Genomic DNA, 16987 nt, shown 5'->3' with positions numbered 1-16987 from the left:
GCCAGGGTACGAAGCGTCCGCTCGTACAGTGACGGGATGCCCGACACCCGGACCGCCCCCACCACCGGCCCCGCCCCGAACACCGCACTGCACGCCGACGCGGTGGCCCTGCTGCGCGGATGGACGCCCACCAGCCCGGCCGGCGGCGCGGCCCGGGACCGCACCCTGGCCCTGCTGGCCGCCGGGCCGGTGGCCGTGACGAGGGAACACCGGGCCGGGCACGTCACCGCCAGCGCGCTCGTGCTCGATCCCACCGGCGACCGGGTGCTGCTCTGCCTGCACGGCAAGTTCCACAAGTGGGTGCAGCTCGGCGGGCACTGCGAGGCCGTCGACCGGACGCTGGCCGCCGCCGCCCTGCGGGAGGCGACCGAGGAGTCCGGCATCGCCGGCCTGCGGGTGGACCCGGACCCGATCGACGTGGACGTCCACCCGGTGGCCTGCCAGGGCGGCTCGCTGCACTACGACGTGCGGTTCGCCGTCGTCGCCCCGGCCGGCGCGGTCGAACGGGTCAGCGCCGAGTCGCAGGCGTTGGGCTGGTTCCCGCCGGACCGGCTGCCCGAGCCGCTGGCCGGCGGGACCGCCCGGCTCGTCGCGCCGGGGTTGACCGCCCTCAGACGAGGCCCTCTTCGCCCCGCTCCTTGAGCTCGTCGACGATCTTCTTCACGTCCTGGGCACGGTCGCGGGGACAGACCAGCACCGCGTCCGGGGTGTCGACCACGATCAGGTCCCGGACGCCGACGGTCGCCACCAGCCGACCCGACTGCGGCACCACCACCAGTCCCGAGCTGTCGCGCAGCAGCACGCCCGGAGTGGCGTCGCCGCCGAGCACCACGTTGCCGTCGCCGTCGGCGGGCAGCACCTCGCCGAGGGTGTGGAAGTCGCCGACGTCGTTCCAGCCGAAGTCGCCGGGCACCGTGGCGACCCGGCCGGCGGTGGCCGCGCCCTCCATGACCGCGTAGTCGACGGAGATCTTCGGCAGCGTCGGCCAGACCGTGCCGAGCACGTCGTCCTGGTCGTCGGTGCCCCAGGCGGCGGCGATCGCCAGCACCCCGGCGTGCAGCGCGGGCTGCTGCCGGGCCAGCTCGGCGAGGAACACGTCCACCCGCCAGACGAACATGCTCGCGTTCCACAGGTGACGCCCCGAGCGCAGGTACGCCTCGGCCACGTCGGCGCTGGGCTTCTCCTTGAACTCGGCGACCGGCCGCAGCGGTCCACCCGCCACGGGGTCGCCGGTCTGGAGGTAGCCGTAGCCGGTCTCGGCGCGGGTGGGGGTGATCCCGACCGTCATCAGCAGCCCCTCCTCGGCGCCGAGGACCGCCCCGCGCACCACCTCCACCCAGCGGGCCGGGTCACCGATCAGGTGGTCGGCGGCGAACGACCCCATCACCGCCTGCGGGTCGCGTCGCGCGATCACGGCGGCGGCCAGCGCGATGGCGGCGCAGGAGTCCCGTGGCGACGGCTCCACCAGGATGTTCTCCTCCGGCACGCCGGCCAGTTGGCGGGCCACCGCCGCGGCGTGGGCGGCGCCGGTGACCACGAGGGTGTGCTCCGGTGTGGTCAGCGGCCCGAGCCGCGTGACGGTCGCCTGGAGCAGCGACGCGGTGGTCCCGGTGAGCGGGTGGAGGAACTTGGGGTGGCCGGCGCGGGACAGCGGCCACAACCTTGTGCCGCTGCCACCCGCCGGAATGACGGCGTAGATCACCAGGACATCATGCCCGACGGGCTCCGCCCGGACGCCCGGTTGCCGGTCGCCGGGCCGGTCACGCCCGGGCGCGGGTCCACGCCGCGATGTGCACCTCGGCGCTGGACTCCCAGGTGAACTCCTTGGCCCGGTCGAAACCGGCCTTGGCCAGCGAATGCCGGCGCTGCTCGTCGTCGAGGAGGGCGGCCAGGTCGGTGGCGATCTGGTCCGGGTCCTCGCTGGTGTACGCCACCGCGTCGCCACCCACCTCGGGCAACGACAGCCGGGGCGTGGTCAGCACCGGGGCGGCGCACGCCATGGCCTCCAGGATCGGCAGGCCGAACCCCTCGCCGTACGAGGGGTAGGCGGCCACCAGCGCGCCGCCGAGGAAGCCGGGCAGGTCCGCGTAGCGCAGGTAGCCCGGACGCAGCAGTCGCAGGTGGGACGGGACCTCGGCCACGGCGCAGTCGATGTCGTCGTCGTGCCCCTGGCCGCCGGCCACCACCAGGGCCGGCGGATCCTGCCGGTCGGCGACCGCACGGACCCAGCCCCGGATCAGGTTGGGGACGTTCTTGCGGGGCTCCTTCGCCCCGAGGAAGGCCACGTAGCTGCCGTTGCCGAGCCCCAGGCGGGCGCGGACCCGGGCCTTCTCCTCCTCGCTGGGCGCGTGGAACGCCGAGTGGTCGACGCCGTGGTAGGCCACGTCGATGCGGGTCGGGTCGGCGTCGAGCAGCCGGATCAGCTCGTCGCGGGTGGCCTTGCTGGGCACGATCACCCGGTTGGCGCGGCGCAGCGAGGTCTTGATGGCACTGCGGAAGAAGGTGCGACGGGACTTGTCGTAGTGCTCCGGCTCGGTGAAGAAGGTCGCGTCGTGGACGGTGACCGTGACCGGACAGCCGGCCCGCAGCGGGCAGGTGTAGAAGGGCGAGTGGAGCACCTGAGCACCGACCTGCTGGGCCAGCAGCGGCAGGCCGGTCTGCTCCCAGGCCAGGCGGGCGGGGCGGTGCGCGACGGCGGCGGGCGCGGGAACGATCTCCGCGCCGGGCAGCATCCTGCTGTAGCGCTCCAGGTCGGTGCGGAGGCTGACCACCGCCAGTTCCACCCCCGAACCGCACACTGTGCCGAGCGCGCCGAGCAGGCCGTCGACGTATCTACCGACGCCGCCACGGTCGGCGGGGACACTCGTGGCGTCGATGAGCACGCGGGGCGGGCGACCGGCGGTCACGGGGCGACTCCTTGCACTGGCGGGCCTGTGGGGAACAACACTTCGGGCAAGCCTACGCCGATGTCCGCCGCGGACGCTGACCGCGACCCGACGCTGTGCCGAGTTGTCGTTGTCATCTTCCCCGGGCGGCCGGGCGTATCCTTCGCGTCGATGGCCGAGAACCTTGCGCGGGTGTTCGCCGACGCGATCGCCCCCGACCCGACACGCCCGCTGCTGACCTGGTACGACGACGCCACCGGCGAGCGCACCGAACTGTCCGGGGCGACGCTGGCGAACTGGGTGGCCAAGACGGCCAACCTGCTCGTCGACGAGTTGGCCCTCGGGCCGGGCAGCACCGCCGGGGTGCTGCTGCCGCCGCACTGGCAGACCGCCGCCGTGCTGCTGGGCTGCTGGTCGGCGGGGTTGACCGTGGCCGGGGAGCCGGCCGACGTCGACGTGCTGTTCGCCGCCGTCGACCGGGCGGCGCAGGTCGACGGCTGGTCGGCCGGCGACCGGTACGCCCTCGCCCTCGACCCGTTCGCCCTGCCCCTGCGGCAGGTGCCGGCCGGCTTCGCCGACTACGTGACCGAGGTACGCGCCCACGGCGACCACTTCGGGGCGTACCCCCCGGGTGGGCCCGGGCACGTGGCGCTGCGGGCCCGCGCGGCGGCCCGGGCGACGCAGTGGGGGATCCGCCCCGGCGACCGCCTCCTGGTCGACGTGTCGGCGCACCCCGACCCCCTGGACTGGCTGCTCGCCCCACTCGCCGGCGGCGCGACCCTGGTGCTCTGCGCCAACCCCGACCCCGCCCGCCTGCCGGCCCGCCGGGCCACGGAGAAGGTCACCCGCGCCGTCCCCTGACGTCGCGGGTGGGCGTCAGCGGCGCTGGGCGAACCGCGCGAAGGCCGTCAGGGACTCCGGATTGGCCAGCGCGCCCCTGGCGGCGGCGTGCTCCACCGGGGTGCCGGTGAGAATCTTCTTCACCGGCACCTCCAGCTTCTTCGCCGACAGGGTGCGCGGCACGGCCCGGACCTGGTGGATCTCGTCGGGCACGTGCCGTGGCGACAGGGCGGTGCGCAGCTCGCGGCAGATGCGCGCCCGCAACGGGTCGTCCAGTTCCAGGCCCTCGGCGAGCACCACGAACAGCAGCAGCTCCCCCGCCCCGCCCTCGTCGTCCTCCAGGTGCACCACCACCGAGTCGAGCACCTCGTCCAGCCCCTCGACGACCGAGTAGAACTCGGCCGTGCCGAGGCGCACCCCACCCCGGTTGAGGGTGGCGTCGGACCGGCCGGTGATCACGCACCCGCCCCGCTCGTTGATCGTGATCCAGTCACCGTGCCGCCACACCCCCGGGTAGAGGTCGAAGTACGCCTCCCGGTAGCGGCTGCCGTCGGTGTCGTTCCAGAACCCCACCGGCATGCTGGGCATCGGCTCGGTGATGACCAGCTCACCCAGCTCCCCGATCACGGGGGTGCCGTCGGTGGAGCGGGCCTCCACCTTCGCGCCCAGCGCCCGGCAGGCGATCTCCCCGGCGTGCACCGGCAGCAGCGGCACCCCGCCGACGAAGCCGGTGCACACGTCGGTGCCGCCGGACAGGGACTGGAGCTGGAGCTGGTCGCCGACCGTCTCGTACACCCAGGTGAACCCCTCGGCGGGCAGCGGCGCGCCGGTCGAGCCGAGACCGCGCAGCGCGGACAGGTCGGCGATCTCCTTCGGCACCAGGCCGGCCTTGCGGCAGGCCAGCAGGAACGGCGCCGAGGTGCCGAAGTACGTCGTGCCGGTCTGCTCGGCCAGCCGCCACGTCGCGCCCAGATCCGGGTGGCCCGGGTTCCCGTCGAACAGCACGATCGTCGCGCCGACGGCCGGCCCCGAGACCAGGAAGTTCCACATCATCCAGCCGGTGGTGGTGAACCAGAAGAACCGGTCGGCGGGGCCCAGGTCGTGGTGCAGGGCCAGCATCTTCAGGTGTTCCAGCAGGATGCCCCCGTGGCCGTGCACGATCGGCTTCGGCAGCCCGGTGGTGCCCGAGGAGTACAAGACGTACAGCGGGTGGTCGAAGTCGACGGCCGTGAACGTCAACGGCTCGTCGGTGTCGGCGGCCAGCTCCGCCCAGGTCAGCGCGCCCTCCGGCGGCGCCGAGGCCGGGTCGAGGTAGGGGACCGCCACGGTGTGCGCCAGCGACGGCAGCGCGGCCCGGATCGCCGCCACCTCGCCGCGCCGGTCGACCGGCTTGTCGCCGTACCGGTAGCCGTCCACGGCGACGAGCACCGTGGGCTCGATCTGCTGCCAGCGGTCCGTCACGCTGCGGGTGCCGAACTCCGGGGCGCAGGAGGAGAAGATCGCGCCCAGGCTCGCGGTGGCCAGCAGCAGCACGTACGTCTCGGGGATGTTCGGCGCGTACGCCGCCACCCGGTCACCGGCGCCCACGCCGAGCCGACGCAGCCCCGCCGCCACCCGGCGGACCTGCCCGCGCAGCTCGGCGACGGACAGGGTGACCGGGGCGCGGGTCTGCCCGTGGGCGATCACCACCGGGTCGTCGTCGGCGCGGCCGGGCATCCGCAGCACGTTCTCGGCGTAGTTGAGCGTGGCACCGGGGAACCAGCGCGCGCCGGGCATCGTCCGGTCGGCCAGGGTCGCGGTGGGCGGGGTGTGCGCGACGACGCCGAAGTGGTCCCACACCGACCCCCAGAACGCCGCCGGTTCGGTCACCGACCAGCGCCACAGCGCGTCGTAGTCGGCGAACTCCAGGCCCCGGTGTTCGGCCAGCCAGCGCAGGTACGCACCGATGCGGGACCGCTCGCGCACGTCCGCCGGCGGCGTCCACAGCACGTGATCCACTGTCTCCACCCCTCCCCCGGCCCGGCACGACTCTGTGCGGTGGGCCGTGGCGCCATCTTGCCCTACCTCACGACGCCATTCTGCGCACCGGGTCACCGGGACGGGGCGTGGCCGACCCACACGACCCGCCGGAAGGGGGTGTGGGCCGGATCGGGTGGCGGCGCGGCGCGGCGGTCAGCCGGCCCGGTGGGCCTGGATCGCGCGACGCTTGGCCAGCCGGTGCTCGCGGCGGATCTCCGCCTCCCGCCAGCGGCGCTCGTCCTCCGCGGACTCCGGCAGCACCGGGCGGACCGGCAGCGGCGCGCCGCCGAGGTCGATGCCGACGAAGACGAGGTACGCGGTGGCCACCCGCACGGATTCGGCGTCCGCGGAGTCCCACCGCTCGGCCGTCACCCGCACCCCGACCTCCATCGAGGTCTGCCCGGTCCAGTTCACCTGGGCGTACGCGTGCACCAGGTCCCCGACCCGAACCGGCTCGGAGAAGACGATCTCGTCGATCGCGGCGGTGACCGCGGGGCCGCCGCTGTGCCGGGCCGCCGCCGCTCCGGCCACGTCGTCGACGAACTTCATCAGCACCCCGCCGTGCACGGTGCCGTAGAGGTTGACGTCGACAGCCGTCATGATCCGGCTCAGCGTGACCCGGGAGTACGACGTGGGTTTGCCCGGCGGAGCGGCGGAGGGGTGCTCGGTCATGTCGGAAACGGTACGGTGCGCGGATGCGACATCTCTGGAGCTTCCTCGCCGGTCTGGTGGTGGCACCGGTCACGTGGGTGCTGCTCACCCTCGGGCAGGACGGGTCGACCCGGGCTGTCACCCGATGGGTGGAGATCGGCACGGCCAACACGGCGAACCTGATCGAACCGGCCGTCTACCTGGCCGTCGGCGGCATCCTGCTGGGTCTGCTCGGCACGCTGCGCATCTCCCCACTCGGCCCGCTGGTGGCCGGGCTGCTGCTGGTCACCCCGTACGCGGGGCTGTTCGTCTCGCCGTTCGACGTGCGCGAGGCCGTGCCCGCCGACAGGAGCTTCCTGGGCGACCCGCTGCCCCTGTGGCTGCCCGTGGAGAACGGCACGCTCTTCCTGATCGGCATGATGCTGGTGGTTGCCACGTTCAGCGGGCAGCGCTGGCGGCGCTGGCCCCGCCCGGCGGCGGCGACCACGACCGCCCCGACGCCGGCCGAGGGGCCGGAGCAGCAGGACCACACCCTGACCGACTGGTCGCCCGCCACGGCGGAGCGGGACACCTCCCCGATGAGCCTGGGCTATCCCGACCCGACGCCGACGGAGCCACTGCCGCGGCGGGTCGGAGGCGAGTCTCCCTGGTCGGCGCCGCCGCGCGGCGGGGGCCGGCCGGAGGACACCACCACCGACCTGCGCTGACCGGCCCCTGGCAGGTGCCGGGCCAGCCGGCCGGCCCCGGCCCGCACGAGAACCCGGCGGCGGAGTGCCGGAGCCGCACGTCGGGCGTCCCGCCCGCCCGGGCGGGCGGGACGCCCGCTCGGGCTCAGTCGTTGAGCAGCCGTCGCGCCATGACGATGCGCTGCACCTGGTTGGTGCCCTCGTAGATCTGGGTGATCTTGGCGTCCCGCATCATCCGCTCGACCGGGTAGTCCCGGGTGTAGCCGTAGCCGCCGAGCAGCTGCACCGCGTCGGTGGTGATCTCCATGGCGGCGTCCGACGCGAAGCACTTGGCCGCCGCGCCGAAGTAGGTCAGGTCGGCGTCACCGCGCTCCGACCTGCCGGCGGCGGCGTAGGTGAGCTGCCGGGCCGCCTCCAACTTCATGCCCATGTCGGCGAGCATGAACTGGATGCCCTGGAACTCGGCGACGGGCCTGCCGAACTGCTTGCGCTCCCGCACGTACCCCTTGGCGTAGTCGAGCGCGCCCTGCGCGATGCCGACGGCCTGCGCGGCGATGGTGACGCGGGTGTGGTCCAGGGTCTTCATGGCCGTGGCGAAGCCGGTGCCCTCGGGGCCGATCATCCGGTCGGCCGGGACACGGACGTTGTCGAGGTAGACCTCGCGGGTGGGCGAGCCCTTGATGCCGAGCTTCTTCTCGGGGGCGCCGAAGCTGACCCCCGGGTCGGACTTCTCGACCACGAACGCCGAGATCCCCCGGGACCGGGCGGACGGGTCGGTGACGGCGAAGACGGTGTAGAACTCCGACACTCCGGCGTTGGTGATCCAGCGCTTCACCCCGTTGAGCACCCAGTGATCCCCGTCAGGCACCGCCCGAGTGGTCATCGAGGCCGCGTCGCTGCCCGCCTCCGGCTCGGAGAGGCAGTACGAGAACATCGCGTCGCCGGAGGCCACCTTCGTCAGGTATGCCCGCTTGAGCTCCTCGGAGCCAGCCAGCAGCAGGGGCATGGTGCCCAGCTTGTTGACCGCCGGGATCAGCGAGGACGACGCGCAGGCGCGGGCCACCTCCTCGATCACGATGGCGGTCGCCAGGGCGTCCGCCCCCGCACCGCCGTACTGCTCGGGGATGTGTGGTGCGTGGAAGTCGGCTGCCCGCAGCGCGTCGTACGACGCCTTGGGGAACTCACCTGTCTCGTCGGCCTCAGCCGCGTGCGGGGCGACCTTCGCCTCACAGACCTCACGGACCGCCTCCCGGATCGCCTCGTGCTCCTCGGGCAACCGGTAGACGTCGAACGACTGCTCTGCGGCCATGTCGGCCCCTCCCCTTCACCGCTATCATCCGCAGTCTGTAGCGTCTGCTGACCGCCGACCGCGCAGACTGAAGGATAGCGACCACGGTTCAGAAGATGTTACCGGCGCGTAGGCCCCCCTCGGCGTCGGACTGCCGACGCCGACCGGCGACGATGGAACGACAGACGGAACAATTCCCTCCGGTGCCCGGTTAGGCGCCGCAGAGCAGATGCGACGCGACGAGAAGCGCCGCCAGTGCGAGCGGAGAAGACAGGCGTGACGATCCCGTACCCGAACATCCAGCCGATGCCCGTCATCGCCGCGGTGACGCCGCCCTCGGGTGCTCCCCGGCCGCGGGTGACCTTCCTGGGCACGGGCTACCTCGGCGCGACCTACGCCATCTGCTACGCCGAGCTGGGCTACGACGTGCTCGGCTTCGACGTCGACGCCGACAAGATCGCCAAACTCAACGCGGGTGAGGTGCCGATCCACGAGCCGGGCCTCGACGAGTTGCTCAAGCGCAACCTGGCCGCCGGGCGGCTGCGGTTCAGCACCGACATCGCCGAGACCGCCGAGTTCGGCGACGTGCACTTCATCTGCGTGGGCACCCCGCAGCGGGCCGACGGCATGGGCGCGGACCTGTCGTACGTCGAGGCGTCCGTCACCAGCCTCGCCCAGCACCTGACCCGCAAGGCCCTGATCGTCGGCAAGTCCACCGTCCCGGTCGGCACCGCCGAGTGGGTCGAGCAACTCGTCGGCAAGCACACCCCCACCGACCTGGGCGTCGAGGTGGCGTGGAGCCCGGAGTTCCTCCAGGAGGGCTTCGCCGTCGACGACGTGCTGCGGCCGAACCGCATCGTGGTCGGGGTCAAGAGCGAATGGGCCAACGGCATGCTCTACGCCGCGCACAAGGGCGTGTTCGACCTGGCCGCCACCGAGGACCGCGAGGTGCCCCTGGTGGTCACCGACTTCGCCACCGCCGAACTGGTCAAGGTCGCCGCGAACGCCTTCCTCGCCACCAAGATCTCCTTCATCAACGCGATGGCCGAGGTGTGCGAGGCCTCCGGCGGCGACGTCACCCAACTGGCCCGGGCCATCGGCTACGACCCACGGATCGGCAACCGCTTCCTCCAGTCCGGGCTCGGCTTCGGGGGCGCCTGCCTGCCCAAGGACATCCGCGCCTTCCAGGCCCGCGCCCAGGAACTGGGAGCCGGCGAGGCCCTCCGCTTCCTGCACGAGGTCGACCTGATCAACCTGCGCCGCCGCACCCGGGTGCTCCAACTCGCCGCGGAACTACTCGGCCGCCGTTCCGGCCCCGCCGGCCCGGACCTGTCCGGCACCCGCATCGCCGTCCTCGGCGCCACCTTCAAACCCAACACCGACGACGTCCGCGACGCCCCCGCCCTCGCCGTGGCCGCCCTCCTGCACAAAGCGGGTGCCGACGTGCACGTGTACGACCCGCAGGGCATCGAGAACGCCCGCCGCGTCGTACCCGAGCTGAGCTACGAGGCCGGCATCCCCGAAGCGGTGACCGGCGCCGACCTCGTCTGCGTACTCACCGAGTGGGCCGACTTCCGCAACGCCGATCCCGTCACCCTCGGTGAGCTGGTCGCCGGCCGCCGCGTCGTCGACGGCCGCAACTGCCTCGACGCCCCACTGTGGACCCAGGCCGGCTGGGAGTACCGCGGCATGGGCCGCCCCTGACCGGCGACACGCCGGACGGCCGGTCGGGAAGCCCGTTCTCGCGACCGGCCGGCGCGTGGCACCACCGACCGCACCGCCGTCTCCGACCTGCCCGGCGGCGACCTGCCCGGCGACACCTCCGCGCCCCGATGGCCCCTCGTCGCCGGTGGACACCCCGGCGGGACCCGCCGACAACTGTCGAAATCCGCGCCGCCATTGGGCATGCTGCGACAGTGGAGGTCCACAGTGCGGGTGGAGGGGTGTCGTGGCGACCTTTCAGTGTCCCTCGTGCGGCCGGGAGATCAAACCGGCCGTCCGTTGCCCGCGCTGTGGCGCGCACCAGCCGCAGTGGGCCGCCCACCTGGCCGACATCGAACGTTCGATCGCGGAACTGAAGGCACGGGACGCCGCGATCGCCAAGGAACAGAAGCAGATCGCCTCGAAGATGCAGGCGGCGCTGTTCCAGCGGGACACCCTGGCGCACGCCGGGCAGACCGGTGACGACCGGCTGAGGCAGGCCAACCGGCCCCGCCGGGTGCTGCGCCGACGCGCGGGGCGCCGGCCGCCGCCGAACGCCACCACCACGACGACCACCGGACCGCCCCGCGTCCCCCGGCAGGGCCCACCGCCGCCGCCCGACGAGCCGGCACCCCACCCGACCGCCACCTGGCTGGACGCCGACGACCCCGAGCACCCCCCGGAGGCCTCCTCGCGGGAGGTGCAGAACATCCCCCTCGGGCTGGGCGGTCTGCTGCTCGGCGTGGCCGCCGTCGTCTTCGCGGCGGTGGCGACCAGTTCGATGGACGCCCTCGCCCGCCTCGGCATCCTGCTGCTGGCCACCGTGCTGCTGCTGCTCGCCCCGCCCGTGCTGGCCCGGCGTGGCCTGACCAGCACCGCGGAGACGATCTCCGCCGTGGGCCTGTTGCTGGTGCCGCTGGCCGGGTACGCGCTGTGGGCCGTGGACCGCATCGGCGGAGGCGACGCCTCCGGGGCCACGTTCGCCGGGTTGATCTTCGCGGTGACGGCGGGTGTGTCCGTCGCGTACGCCATCTGGACGGGCCTGCGCGCACCCCGCTTCGCCACCGTACTGGCCGCGCAGCCCGTGCTTCCGCTGTTGGCGTACGACCGGGTCGCCGGACCGGCCGGCTGGGCCCTGGTGCTGTCCACGGTCGCCGTCCTGGACCTCTGGCTGGCCCGCTCCGCGATCACCCTCGACCGGCCGGTCCGGGCCGACCTGCCCACCGCCCCGGTCTCCCCGGCCGCCCCCCGGCAGCGGCAGGGCGACGGCCGACCGGAAGGCGCACCGGAGGAGCGCGGCGAGGTGCTCGACCCCACCGTGGGCGAAACCCCGACGGCACCGCCGACGCGGCCGGTGCCGTGGCTGCGGGAGCTGACCTGGATGCTGCACGGCGTCGCGGTCACCCTCGCCCTCGCGTACGCGGTCACCGCCCTGCTGCGGGCCGGCACCGTGCCGGCCGCCACCGGCGCCGGGGCGGCGCTCCTGCTGGCGGCCGGGGTCTGCCTGGCCGGGACCATGGTGCTGCGCCGACCGCCGCTGCCCGACCTCGGTGCGGCGGTCTTCACCCTGGCCGTGATCGGTGCGCTGGGGCGGGTCGCCTCGGTGGCGCTGCCGGGCCGCTCGCTCCTGCTGATCGCCGCGGTGATCACGCTGACCGGCCTCGCCGTACGGGCCGTGCCCGAGGCCGCCCGGCGGGGCCCCCAGTTCGCCTCCGCCATCGCGCTGACGGTCGCCGGCGTGGTGGTGGCGGGCGGTGCCCTGCGCGCCGGGGTGGCACCGGTCCGGGCCGCCCTGCCGGCCTGGGCGGCGGACCTCGACCGCTACCCGGCGGAGTTGGCCGCCGCCGTGGGCCCCGCCGCCTGGCAGGTCGCCGCCAGCGCCTTCCTGCTGACCGTGGCGGCCGTACTGGCCCTGCCGCCGGAGATCCGCCGGGAGTTCGCGGTGGTCGGCACGGCGCTGACCGCGATGGCGGTGCCCGCCTCCTTCGGCCTGGGGTGGACGGCCGCCCCGTGGCCGATGGTGCTGGCCGCCGTCGGCATCGGCGTGGTCGGCCTGTCCGCCGCCACCACCCGGGCCGCGCTGGCGCACGCGGTGGCTGCCGCCGGGGTGGGCCTGCTCGGGGCCGGTGCCGGTCTGGCCCGCCCGGCGCTGACCTGCGCGGTGCTGCTCGTGCTGTTCGTCGCCGGCGTGGCGGTGGCGGTGGCGCCCCGGGTCCGGCTCGCCGGTGCGGCGGCCGACACGGTCTCCGCCTGGGCGGCGGGCGGCGCGGCCTTCGCGCTGCCCGGCGCGGTGGCCGCCTTCGTCGCCGCGACCGTCCCGGCCCACCCGACGCCCACCCCGGCGGAACTGCGCGAGATGACGGTCCCGGTGCTGGCGGCCAGCTTCCTCGCCGTCTGCGCCACGCTCGGCTACGCCGCCGTCGTGCAGGTCTCCCAGCGACACATTCCGATGCCGCTGGCCGCCGGAACCGGCCTCGGCACCCTCGTGGTCACCGCCGCCGCGTTCGGCGCGCCCGGCGCGACGGTGGCCGACGCGTGGGTCGGCGCCCTGCTGCTGGTGGCCGCCGTGCTGCTGTTCCTGGCCCCGTCGATCGACGCGGGCCGTCGCTCCGATCTCACCCTCGACGGCTCCGACCTGGCCGCCGCCGCCGTGACCGCCGCGCTGGTCGCCGCCCTGCTGCGGATCGGGGCGGTGCTGGCGCCGGGTGGTCAGCTCGCCGTCGCCGCCGGCCTGGTGCTGGTCGTCGCCGTCGCGGCGCGCGCCATGCCCGAGCAGTGGCGGCGCGGGCCGGTACTCGGCCTGGCCGTGGGCGGACTACTGGTCGGCGTGCTGGCCGGCTGGATGGCGCTGCGCGGCGGGCTGGGGGTGCTGGCCACCCCGGGCCCGATCTGGGCGGGCGACCTGAGCGGTTGGCCGGCGGCACCCACCGGCGGCGCCACCTGGCAGGCGCCGGTCGCGCTGGCCCTGCTGGCCGTCGCCGCCGGCATCCTGCTGCCGCCACCCTGGCGCTACGACGTCTCGGGGGTCGCCGCGGTGCTGGCCACCGTGGGCGCCCCGGCCGCGTTCGACCTGCCCTGGTGGTCGCCCGTCCTGGTGGGCGCGATGGTCGCCACGGTGTACGGCATGGCTGCGGTGGCCTCCGTGGACCCGAGGGCCGGTCTGTCCCGGGCCACCGTGGCCGGGGTGGTCGCGCTGCACGCCGCCGGCGCGGGGCTGGTCCGCCCGTGGACGACCGCGCTGGCGCTCGGCAGCATCGCGCTGATCGGATTCGTCGTGGCAGCACTGGCCCGGTCGCTGGCCGAACCTCTGGTGGACGACCTGTCCACCGAGGGGATGCCACCGCACCTGGCCCAGATCGGCGGCGTGGCCGCCGGGGCGGCCCTGTTCGCGCTGCCCGGTGCCGTGGCCGCGTTGGCCGCCGAGTTCGGCCACTCGCCACAGGTGGTGCTCACCGCCAGCCTGGCCGCGTCGAGCCTCGGCCTCGCGGCCGTGGCCGCCGTGCGCCGGCAGGTTCCGCAGTTCCTGCCGTGGGCCAGCGCGGCGGTGGTCGGCGGGGCGACGGTGACCGCCGTCGCCGCCGTCCTGTCCGGCCTGCCGCTCGGCGTGTACGCGGCGGCGGCGGCCCTGCTCGGGGTGCTCGCGGAACTGGTCCGGGGCGCCACCGAACCACCCGAGCTGGCGTCCCGGCCGGTCCGCCACTGGGCGGTGCTGCTGGACGGAGCCATGCGCCGGTTGCCCGAGGACGACTCCCGCCGCCGCTGGGGGGTCAGCCCGGCCGCCGGGGCGCTGGCCGCCGCCGCCCTGCCGACCCTGCTGGCCCTGGTCTCGCTCACCCCGGCGCTGCTGGTGGCGCTGGTCGAGCCGTACGCCGCCCTCGGTCGGGTGTGGCAGGGCCCGCCGCCGGAGCTGCGGATCCCGCCGCCGGACGCGGCCGATCCGACGCACGTGCTGACGGCGTTGCTGCTGACGGCGACGGCGGCCCTGGCGGCCACCGGATTCAGCGGCGGGCGCCGGTCCCGGGCGGTGCCGGTGGTGCTGCCGGGCGCGGCGGTCACCCTGCTGATCACGCCGATCGCGGTGGGCAACGGCTGGCCGGCGAGCGCCCTGGCCGCCCTGGCGGTGTTCACGGTCTCGATGCTGGGGCTGGCGCTGACGCCGCCCCCGGCCCTGGTGGAGCGGGCCCGCTCGCTGCGCCTGGCCAGGGTGCTGGTGTTCGCGATCGGGTTGGCCGCCGGCGGTGCCGGGCTGGCCGGCAGCCTCGCCACCCGGGAGTTGACCCTGTTCACCCTGGGCGGGGCCGTCGGGGTGGGGGTGGTGGCCGCACTGTTCGGCAGCACCCAGCGGGCGCGCATCCTCGGCTGGCTGTTCGCCTCGCTGATGGCCCAGCTGTTCGTCCTCACCGCCGCACTGGTCGCCGGGCTCGCGGCCGTGTGGGCGGCGTTCGGGGTGCTCGCGGTCGGCGCGGTCCTCCAGGTCTTCGCGGCGACCCTGCCACGACTGCGCCGTCCGGAGGCGCAGCGCGAGGCGGCCACCGTGGAGTGGAGCGGCTACGCCGCCGCGCTGATCGCCCTGGCGCTGGCGTTCGACTCGCCCGGGCACGTCGCCGCGCTCCTGGCGGCCTGGGGGGCGGTCCTCGGCCTCGCGGCGGTCCGGCCCGGTCGCGGGCCGGCGGAGCGGCGCATCCTGTTCTGGGGGGTCGTGCTGTGCGAGATAACCGCCTGGTGGATCCTGATGCGGGTGGCCGACGTGGCGCTGCCCGAGGCGTACACGCTGCCGTTCGCGGCGCTGGCCCTGCTGGTCGGGATGCTGGAGCTGCGGCAGCGCGCCGACCTGAGCAGCTGGGTGGCGTACGGGCCGGCACTGGTGGCGGCGTTCGTGCCCACCCTGGCGATCGTGCTGACCACCGATTCGAGCACCCTGCGACAGGTGCTGCTGCTGCTCGGCGCGGTGACGGTGCTGGTGTTCGGTTCGATGACGCAGCAGCAGGCACCGGTGATCGTGGGTGCCGTGGTGACGGCAGTCGCGGCGGTGCACGCCCTGTTCAGTCTGGGGCCGTGGCTGGCGTTGCTCCCGGTCGGCCTGGTGCTGCTGGTGCTGGGCGCGAGCAACGAGCGCCGCCGACGCGCCCAGGAGCGGTTGCAGACGGCCCTGCGCGGCATGAGATGAGACCGGCCGTGCGGCGTGGTCAGAGCAGGGAGGCCCGCAGGGCGGCGTCCTTCTCGGCGACGAGCTGCTCCAGGTCGGCCTGGTAGGCCGACATCCGGTCGAGCAGTGCCGGTTCGGCGACGCCCAGCATCCGGACGGCCAGCAGCCCGGCGTTGCGGGCGTTGCCGATCGACACCGTGGCCACCGGCACGCCCGCCGGCATCTGCACGATGGACAGCAGCGAATCCATGCCGTCGAGGTGTTTCAGCGGCACCGGGACGCCGATCACCGGCAGCGGGGTGACGGAGGCGACCATGCCGGGCAGGGCTGCGGCGCCACCGGCCCCGGCGATGATGACCTTGATCCCTCGACCGGCGGCGGCCCGCCCGTAGTCGATCATCTTGACCGGGGTGCGGTGCGCGGAGACCACCTCGACCTCGTACGGCACCTCGAACTCGTCGAGCACCTCGGCGGCGGCCTTCATGGTCGGCCAGTCCGAGTCACTACCCATGATCAGTCCGACGGTGCTCATGCCGGTTCTCCCTCGCCCTCGCGCAGCCACCGGGCCGCCCGCGCAGCCCGCGCCCGTACGTCGTCCAGGTCGTCGCCGAGCACCGTGACATGCCCGATCTTGCGGCCGGGCCGCACCTGCTTGCCGTACAGGTGCACCTTGGCGCCCGGCTCGGCGGCGAACAGGTGGTGCAGCCGCTCGTCGATCGACATGCCGCCCGGCGCTCCGCCGAGCACGTTGGCCATCACCACGGCCGGTGCGGTCAGCCCGGTGTCGCCCATCGGATAGTCGAGCACCGCCCGCAGGTGCTGCTCGAACTGCGAGGTGCGGGCCCCCTCGATGGTCCAGTGACCGGAGTTGTGCGGACGCATCGCCAGTTCGTTGACGACGATCCGGGCACCGCCGGGGGCGGCCGGGTCGGCCACCTCGAACAGCTCCACCGCCAGCAGCCCCACCACGCCGAGCGCGGTGGCCAGGTCGATGGCGAGCTGCTGCGCCGCCACCGCCGACTCCTCGGCCAGCCCGGGGGCGGGGGCCAGCACCTCGACGCAGATGCCGTCACGCTGCACGGTCTCCACCACCGGGTAGGCGGCGACCTGACCGAACGGCGATCGGGCCACCTGCACGGCCAGCTCCCGGCGCAGCGCCACCCGCTCCTCGACGATCAACGTCGTGCCGCCGGCGAGCAGGGTCGTCGCCAGCTCGGCGGCCTGCGCGGCGTCGTCGACCATCCAGACGCCCCGGCCGTCGTACCCGCCCCGGGCCGCCTTGAGCACCACCGGCCAGCCCACCTCGTCGCCGAAGCCGACCAGGTCGTCGGGCGAGCCCACCGGCCGCCACGCGGGGTTCGGCGCGCCGAGCGCACCGAGCCGCTCCCGCATGACCCGCTTGTCCTGCGCGTGCAGCAGCGCGTCGGCCGGCGGGAAGAGTCGCACCCCCTCCTCGGCCAGGGCGCGGATGTGCGCGGTGGGGACGTGCTCGTGGTCGAAGGTGACCACGTCGCAGCCCTTGGCGAAGGTGCGCAGCGCGGACAGGTCGGTGTGGTCGCCGTACTGGACGTCGGCGGCGACGAGGGCCGCGCCGTCGTCGGGGGCGAGCGCCAGCACACGGAGGGACTGGCCGAGGGCGATCGCGGCCTGGTGGGTCATCCGGGCCAGCTGGCCGCCGCCCACCATGCCGACAACGGGCAGACCGGTACGGGAATCCATAGCGCGGCCAGCCTATCGGTGCCGGCCGACACGCCCCTCGTTCGGGGCGGCC

General features: G+C 74.6%; 12 protein-coding genes. 5 read left to right on the top strand and 7 right to left on the bottom strand.

Translation table 11 applies throughout. The annotated features are described in order from the left end of the window. The first annotated feature begins 36 nt into the window (after positions 1 to 36). Positions 37 to 642: an NUDIX hydrolase gene (locus GA0070616_RS17715; RefSeq protein ID WP_091083734.1), complete on the top strand. Its 606-nt coding sequence runs from the start codon at positions 37 to 39 to the stop codon at positions 640 to 642. Here the strand turns inward: GA0070616_RS17715 and GA0070616_RS17710 are convergent. Together GA0070616_RS17710 and GA0070616_RS17705 are read right to left on the bottom strand one after the other, a co-directional pair. Continuing rightward, complete coding sequence (locus GA0070616_RS17710; protein WP_091083728.1) at positions 611 to 1702, bottom strand: mannose-1-phosphate guanylyltransferase; 1092 nt, start codon at positions 1700 to 1702, stop codon at positions 611 to 613. The genes GA0070616_RS17715 and GA0070616_RS17710 overlap by 32 nt on opposite strands. A gap of 58 nt (positions 1703 to 1760) precedes the next feature. Further along, the gene (locus GA0070616_RS17705; protein ID WP_091083724.1) at positions 1761 to 2906 is read right to left on the bottom strand and encodes a glycosyltransferase family 4 protein; all 1146 of its coding nucleotides are present in this window, start codon (positions 2904 to 2906) and stop codon (positions 1761 to 1763) included. Between the two features lie 150 nt (positions 2907 to 3056). Here GA0070616_RS17705 and GA0070616_RS17700 point away from each other — a divergent pair, with 150 nt between their 5' ends. Next, a complete protein-coding gene (locus tag GA0070616_RS17700) occupies positions 3057 to 3746 on the top strand; it encodes a TIGR03089 family protein (RefSeq protein WP_091083719.1) in 690 nt (229 codons plus the stop codon). Between the two features lie 15 nt (positions 3747 to 3761). Here GA0070616_RS17700 and GA0070616_RS17695 read toward each other — a convergent pair whose 3' ends face one another. After that, a complete protein-coding gene (locus GA0070616_RS17695) occupies positions 3762 to 5723 on the bottom strand; it encodes an acetoacetate--CoA ligase (protein ID WP_091083715.1) in 1962 nt (653 codons plus the stop codon). A gap of 174 nt (positions 5724 to 5897) precedes the next feature. Beyond that, a complete protein-coding gene (locus tag GA0070616_RS17690; protein WP_091083712.1) occupies positions 5898 to 6416 on the bottom strand; it encodes an acyl-CoA thioesterase in 519 nt (172 codons plus the stop codon). A 23-nt stretch (positions 6417 to 6439) separates the two neighbouring features. Here GA0070616_RS17690 and GA0070616_RS17685 point away from each other — a divergent pair, with 23 nt between their 5' ends. Then, positions 6440 to 7102 carry a hypothetical protein gene (locus tag GA0070616_RS17685; RefSeq protein WP_091083708.1) on the top strand — a complete coding sequence of 221 codons (663 nt, stop codon included), beginning with the start codon at positions 6440 to 6442 and terminating at the stop codon, positions 7100 to 7102. 124 nt (positions 7103 to 7226) lie between these two features. Here GA0070616_RS17685 and GA0070616_RS17680 read toward each other — a convergent pair whose 3' ends face one another. Further along, positions 7227 to 8390: an acyl-CoA dehydrogenase family protein gene (locus GA0070616_RS17680; RefSeq protein WP_091083703.1), complete on the bottom strand. Its 1164-nt coding sequence runs from the start codon at positions 8388 to 8390 to the stop codon at positions 7227 to 7229. 255 nt (positions 8391 to 8645) lie between these two features. On the opposite strand from GA0070616_RS17680, the gene GA0070616_RS17675 reads away from it, so the two are divergent. Both GA0070616_RS17675 and GA0070616_RS17670 read left to right on the top strand, forming a co-directional pair. Continuing rightward, positions 8646 to 10073, top strand: a complete 1428-nt coding sequence (locus GA0070616_RS17675; RefSeq protein ID WP_091083700.1) for a UDP-glucose dehydrogenase family protein — start codon at positions 8646 to 8648, stop codon at positions 10071 to 10073. A gap of 244 nt (positions 10074 to 10317) precedes the next feature. Next, the gene (locus tag GA0070616_RS17670; protein ID WP_091083697.1) at positions 10318 to 15237 is read left to right on the top strand and encodes an SCO7613 C-terminal domain-containing membrane protein; all 4920 of its coding nucleotides are present in this window, start codon (positions 10318 to 10320) and stop codon (positions 15235 to 15237) included. 19 nt (positions 15238 to 15256) lie between these two features. On the opposite strand, the gene purE is transcribed toward GA0070616_RS17670, so the two are convergent. Continuing rightward, the gene (gene purE, locus GA0070616_RS17665) at positions 15257 to 15748 is read right to left on the bottom strand and encodes a 5-(carboxyamino)imidazole ribonucleotide mutase (protein WP_091083694.1); all 492 of its coding nucleotides are present in this window, start codon (positions 15746 to 15748) and stop codon (positions 15257 to 15259) included. Then, positions 15745 to 16935 (bottom strand): 5-(carboxyamino)imidazole ribonucleotide synthase, encoded by a 1191-nt coding sequence (locus tag GA0070616_RS17660; protein WP_091083691.1) that lies wholly within the window; start codon positions 16933 to 16935, stop codon positions 15745 to 15747. The genes purE and GA0070616_RS17660 overlap by 4 nt, the downstream gene beginning before the upstream one ends. Between the last annotated feature and the right edge of the window lie 52 nt (positions 16936 to 16987).

This window comes from Micromonospora nigra, assembly GCF_900091585.1.
In the GTDB taxonomy this organism is placed as follows: Bacteria; Actinomycetota; Actinomycetes; order Mycobacteriales; family Micromonosporaceae; genus Micromonospora; species Micromonospora nigra.
The sequence above is the reverse complement of the archived record's forward strand: the minus strand, read 5'-3'. Positions and strand labels throughout refer to the sequence as shown.

Excerpts from the sequence above, each read along its gene's own strand:
- GA0070616_RS17715 (WP_091083734.1), top strand. The coding sequence starts at position 37 with ATGCCCGACACCCGGACCGCCCCCACCACCGGCCCCGCCCCGAACACC.
- GA0070616_RS17700 (WP_091083719.1), top strand. The coding sequence starts at position 3,057 with ATGGCCGAGAACCTTGCGCGGGTGTTCGCCGACGCGATCGCCCCCGAC.
- GA0070616_RS17690 (WP_091083712.1), bottom strand. The coding sequence starts at position 6,416 with ATGACCGAGCACCCCTCCGCCGCTCCGCCGGGCAAACCCACGTCGTAC.
- GA0070616_RS17685 (WP_091083708.1), top strand. The coding sequence starts at position 6,440 with ATGCGACATCTCTGGAGCTTCCTCGCCGGTCTGGTGGTGGCACCGGTC.
- GA0070616_RS17680 (WP_091083703.1), bottom strand. The coding sequence starts at position 8,390 with ATGGCCGCAGAGCAGTCGTTCGACGTCTACCGGTTGCCCGAGGAGCAC.
- purE (WP_091083694.1), bottom strand. The coding sequence starts at position 15,748 with ATGAGCACCGTCGGACTGATCATGGGTAGTGACTCGGACTGGCCGACC.
- GA0070616_RS17660 (WP_091083691.1), bottom strand. The coding sequence starts at position 16,935 with ATGGATTCCCGTACCGGTCTGCCCGTTGTCGGCATGGTGGGCGGCGGC.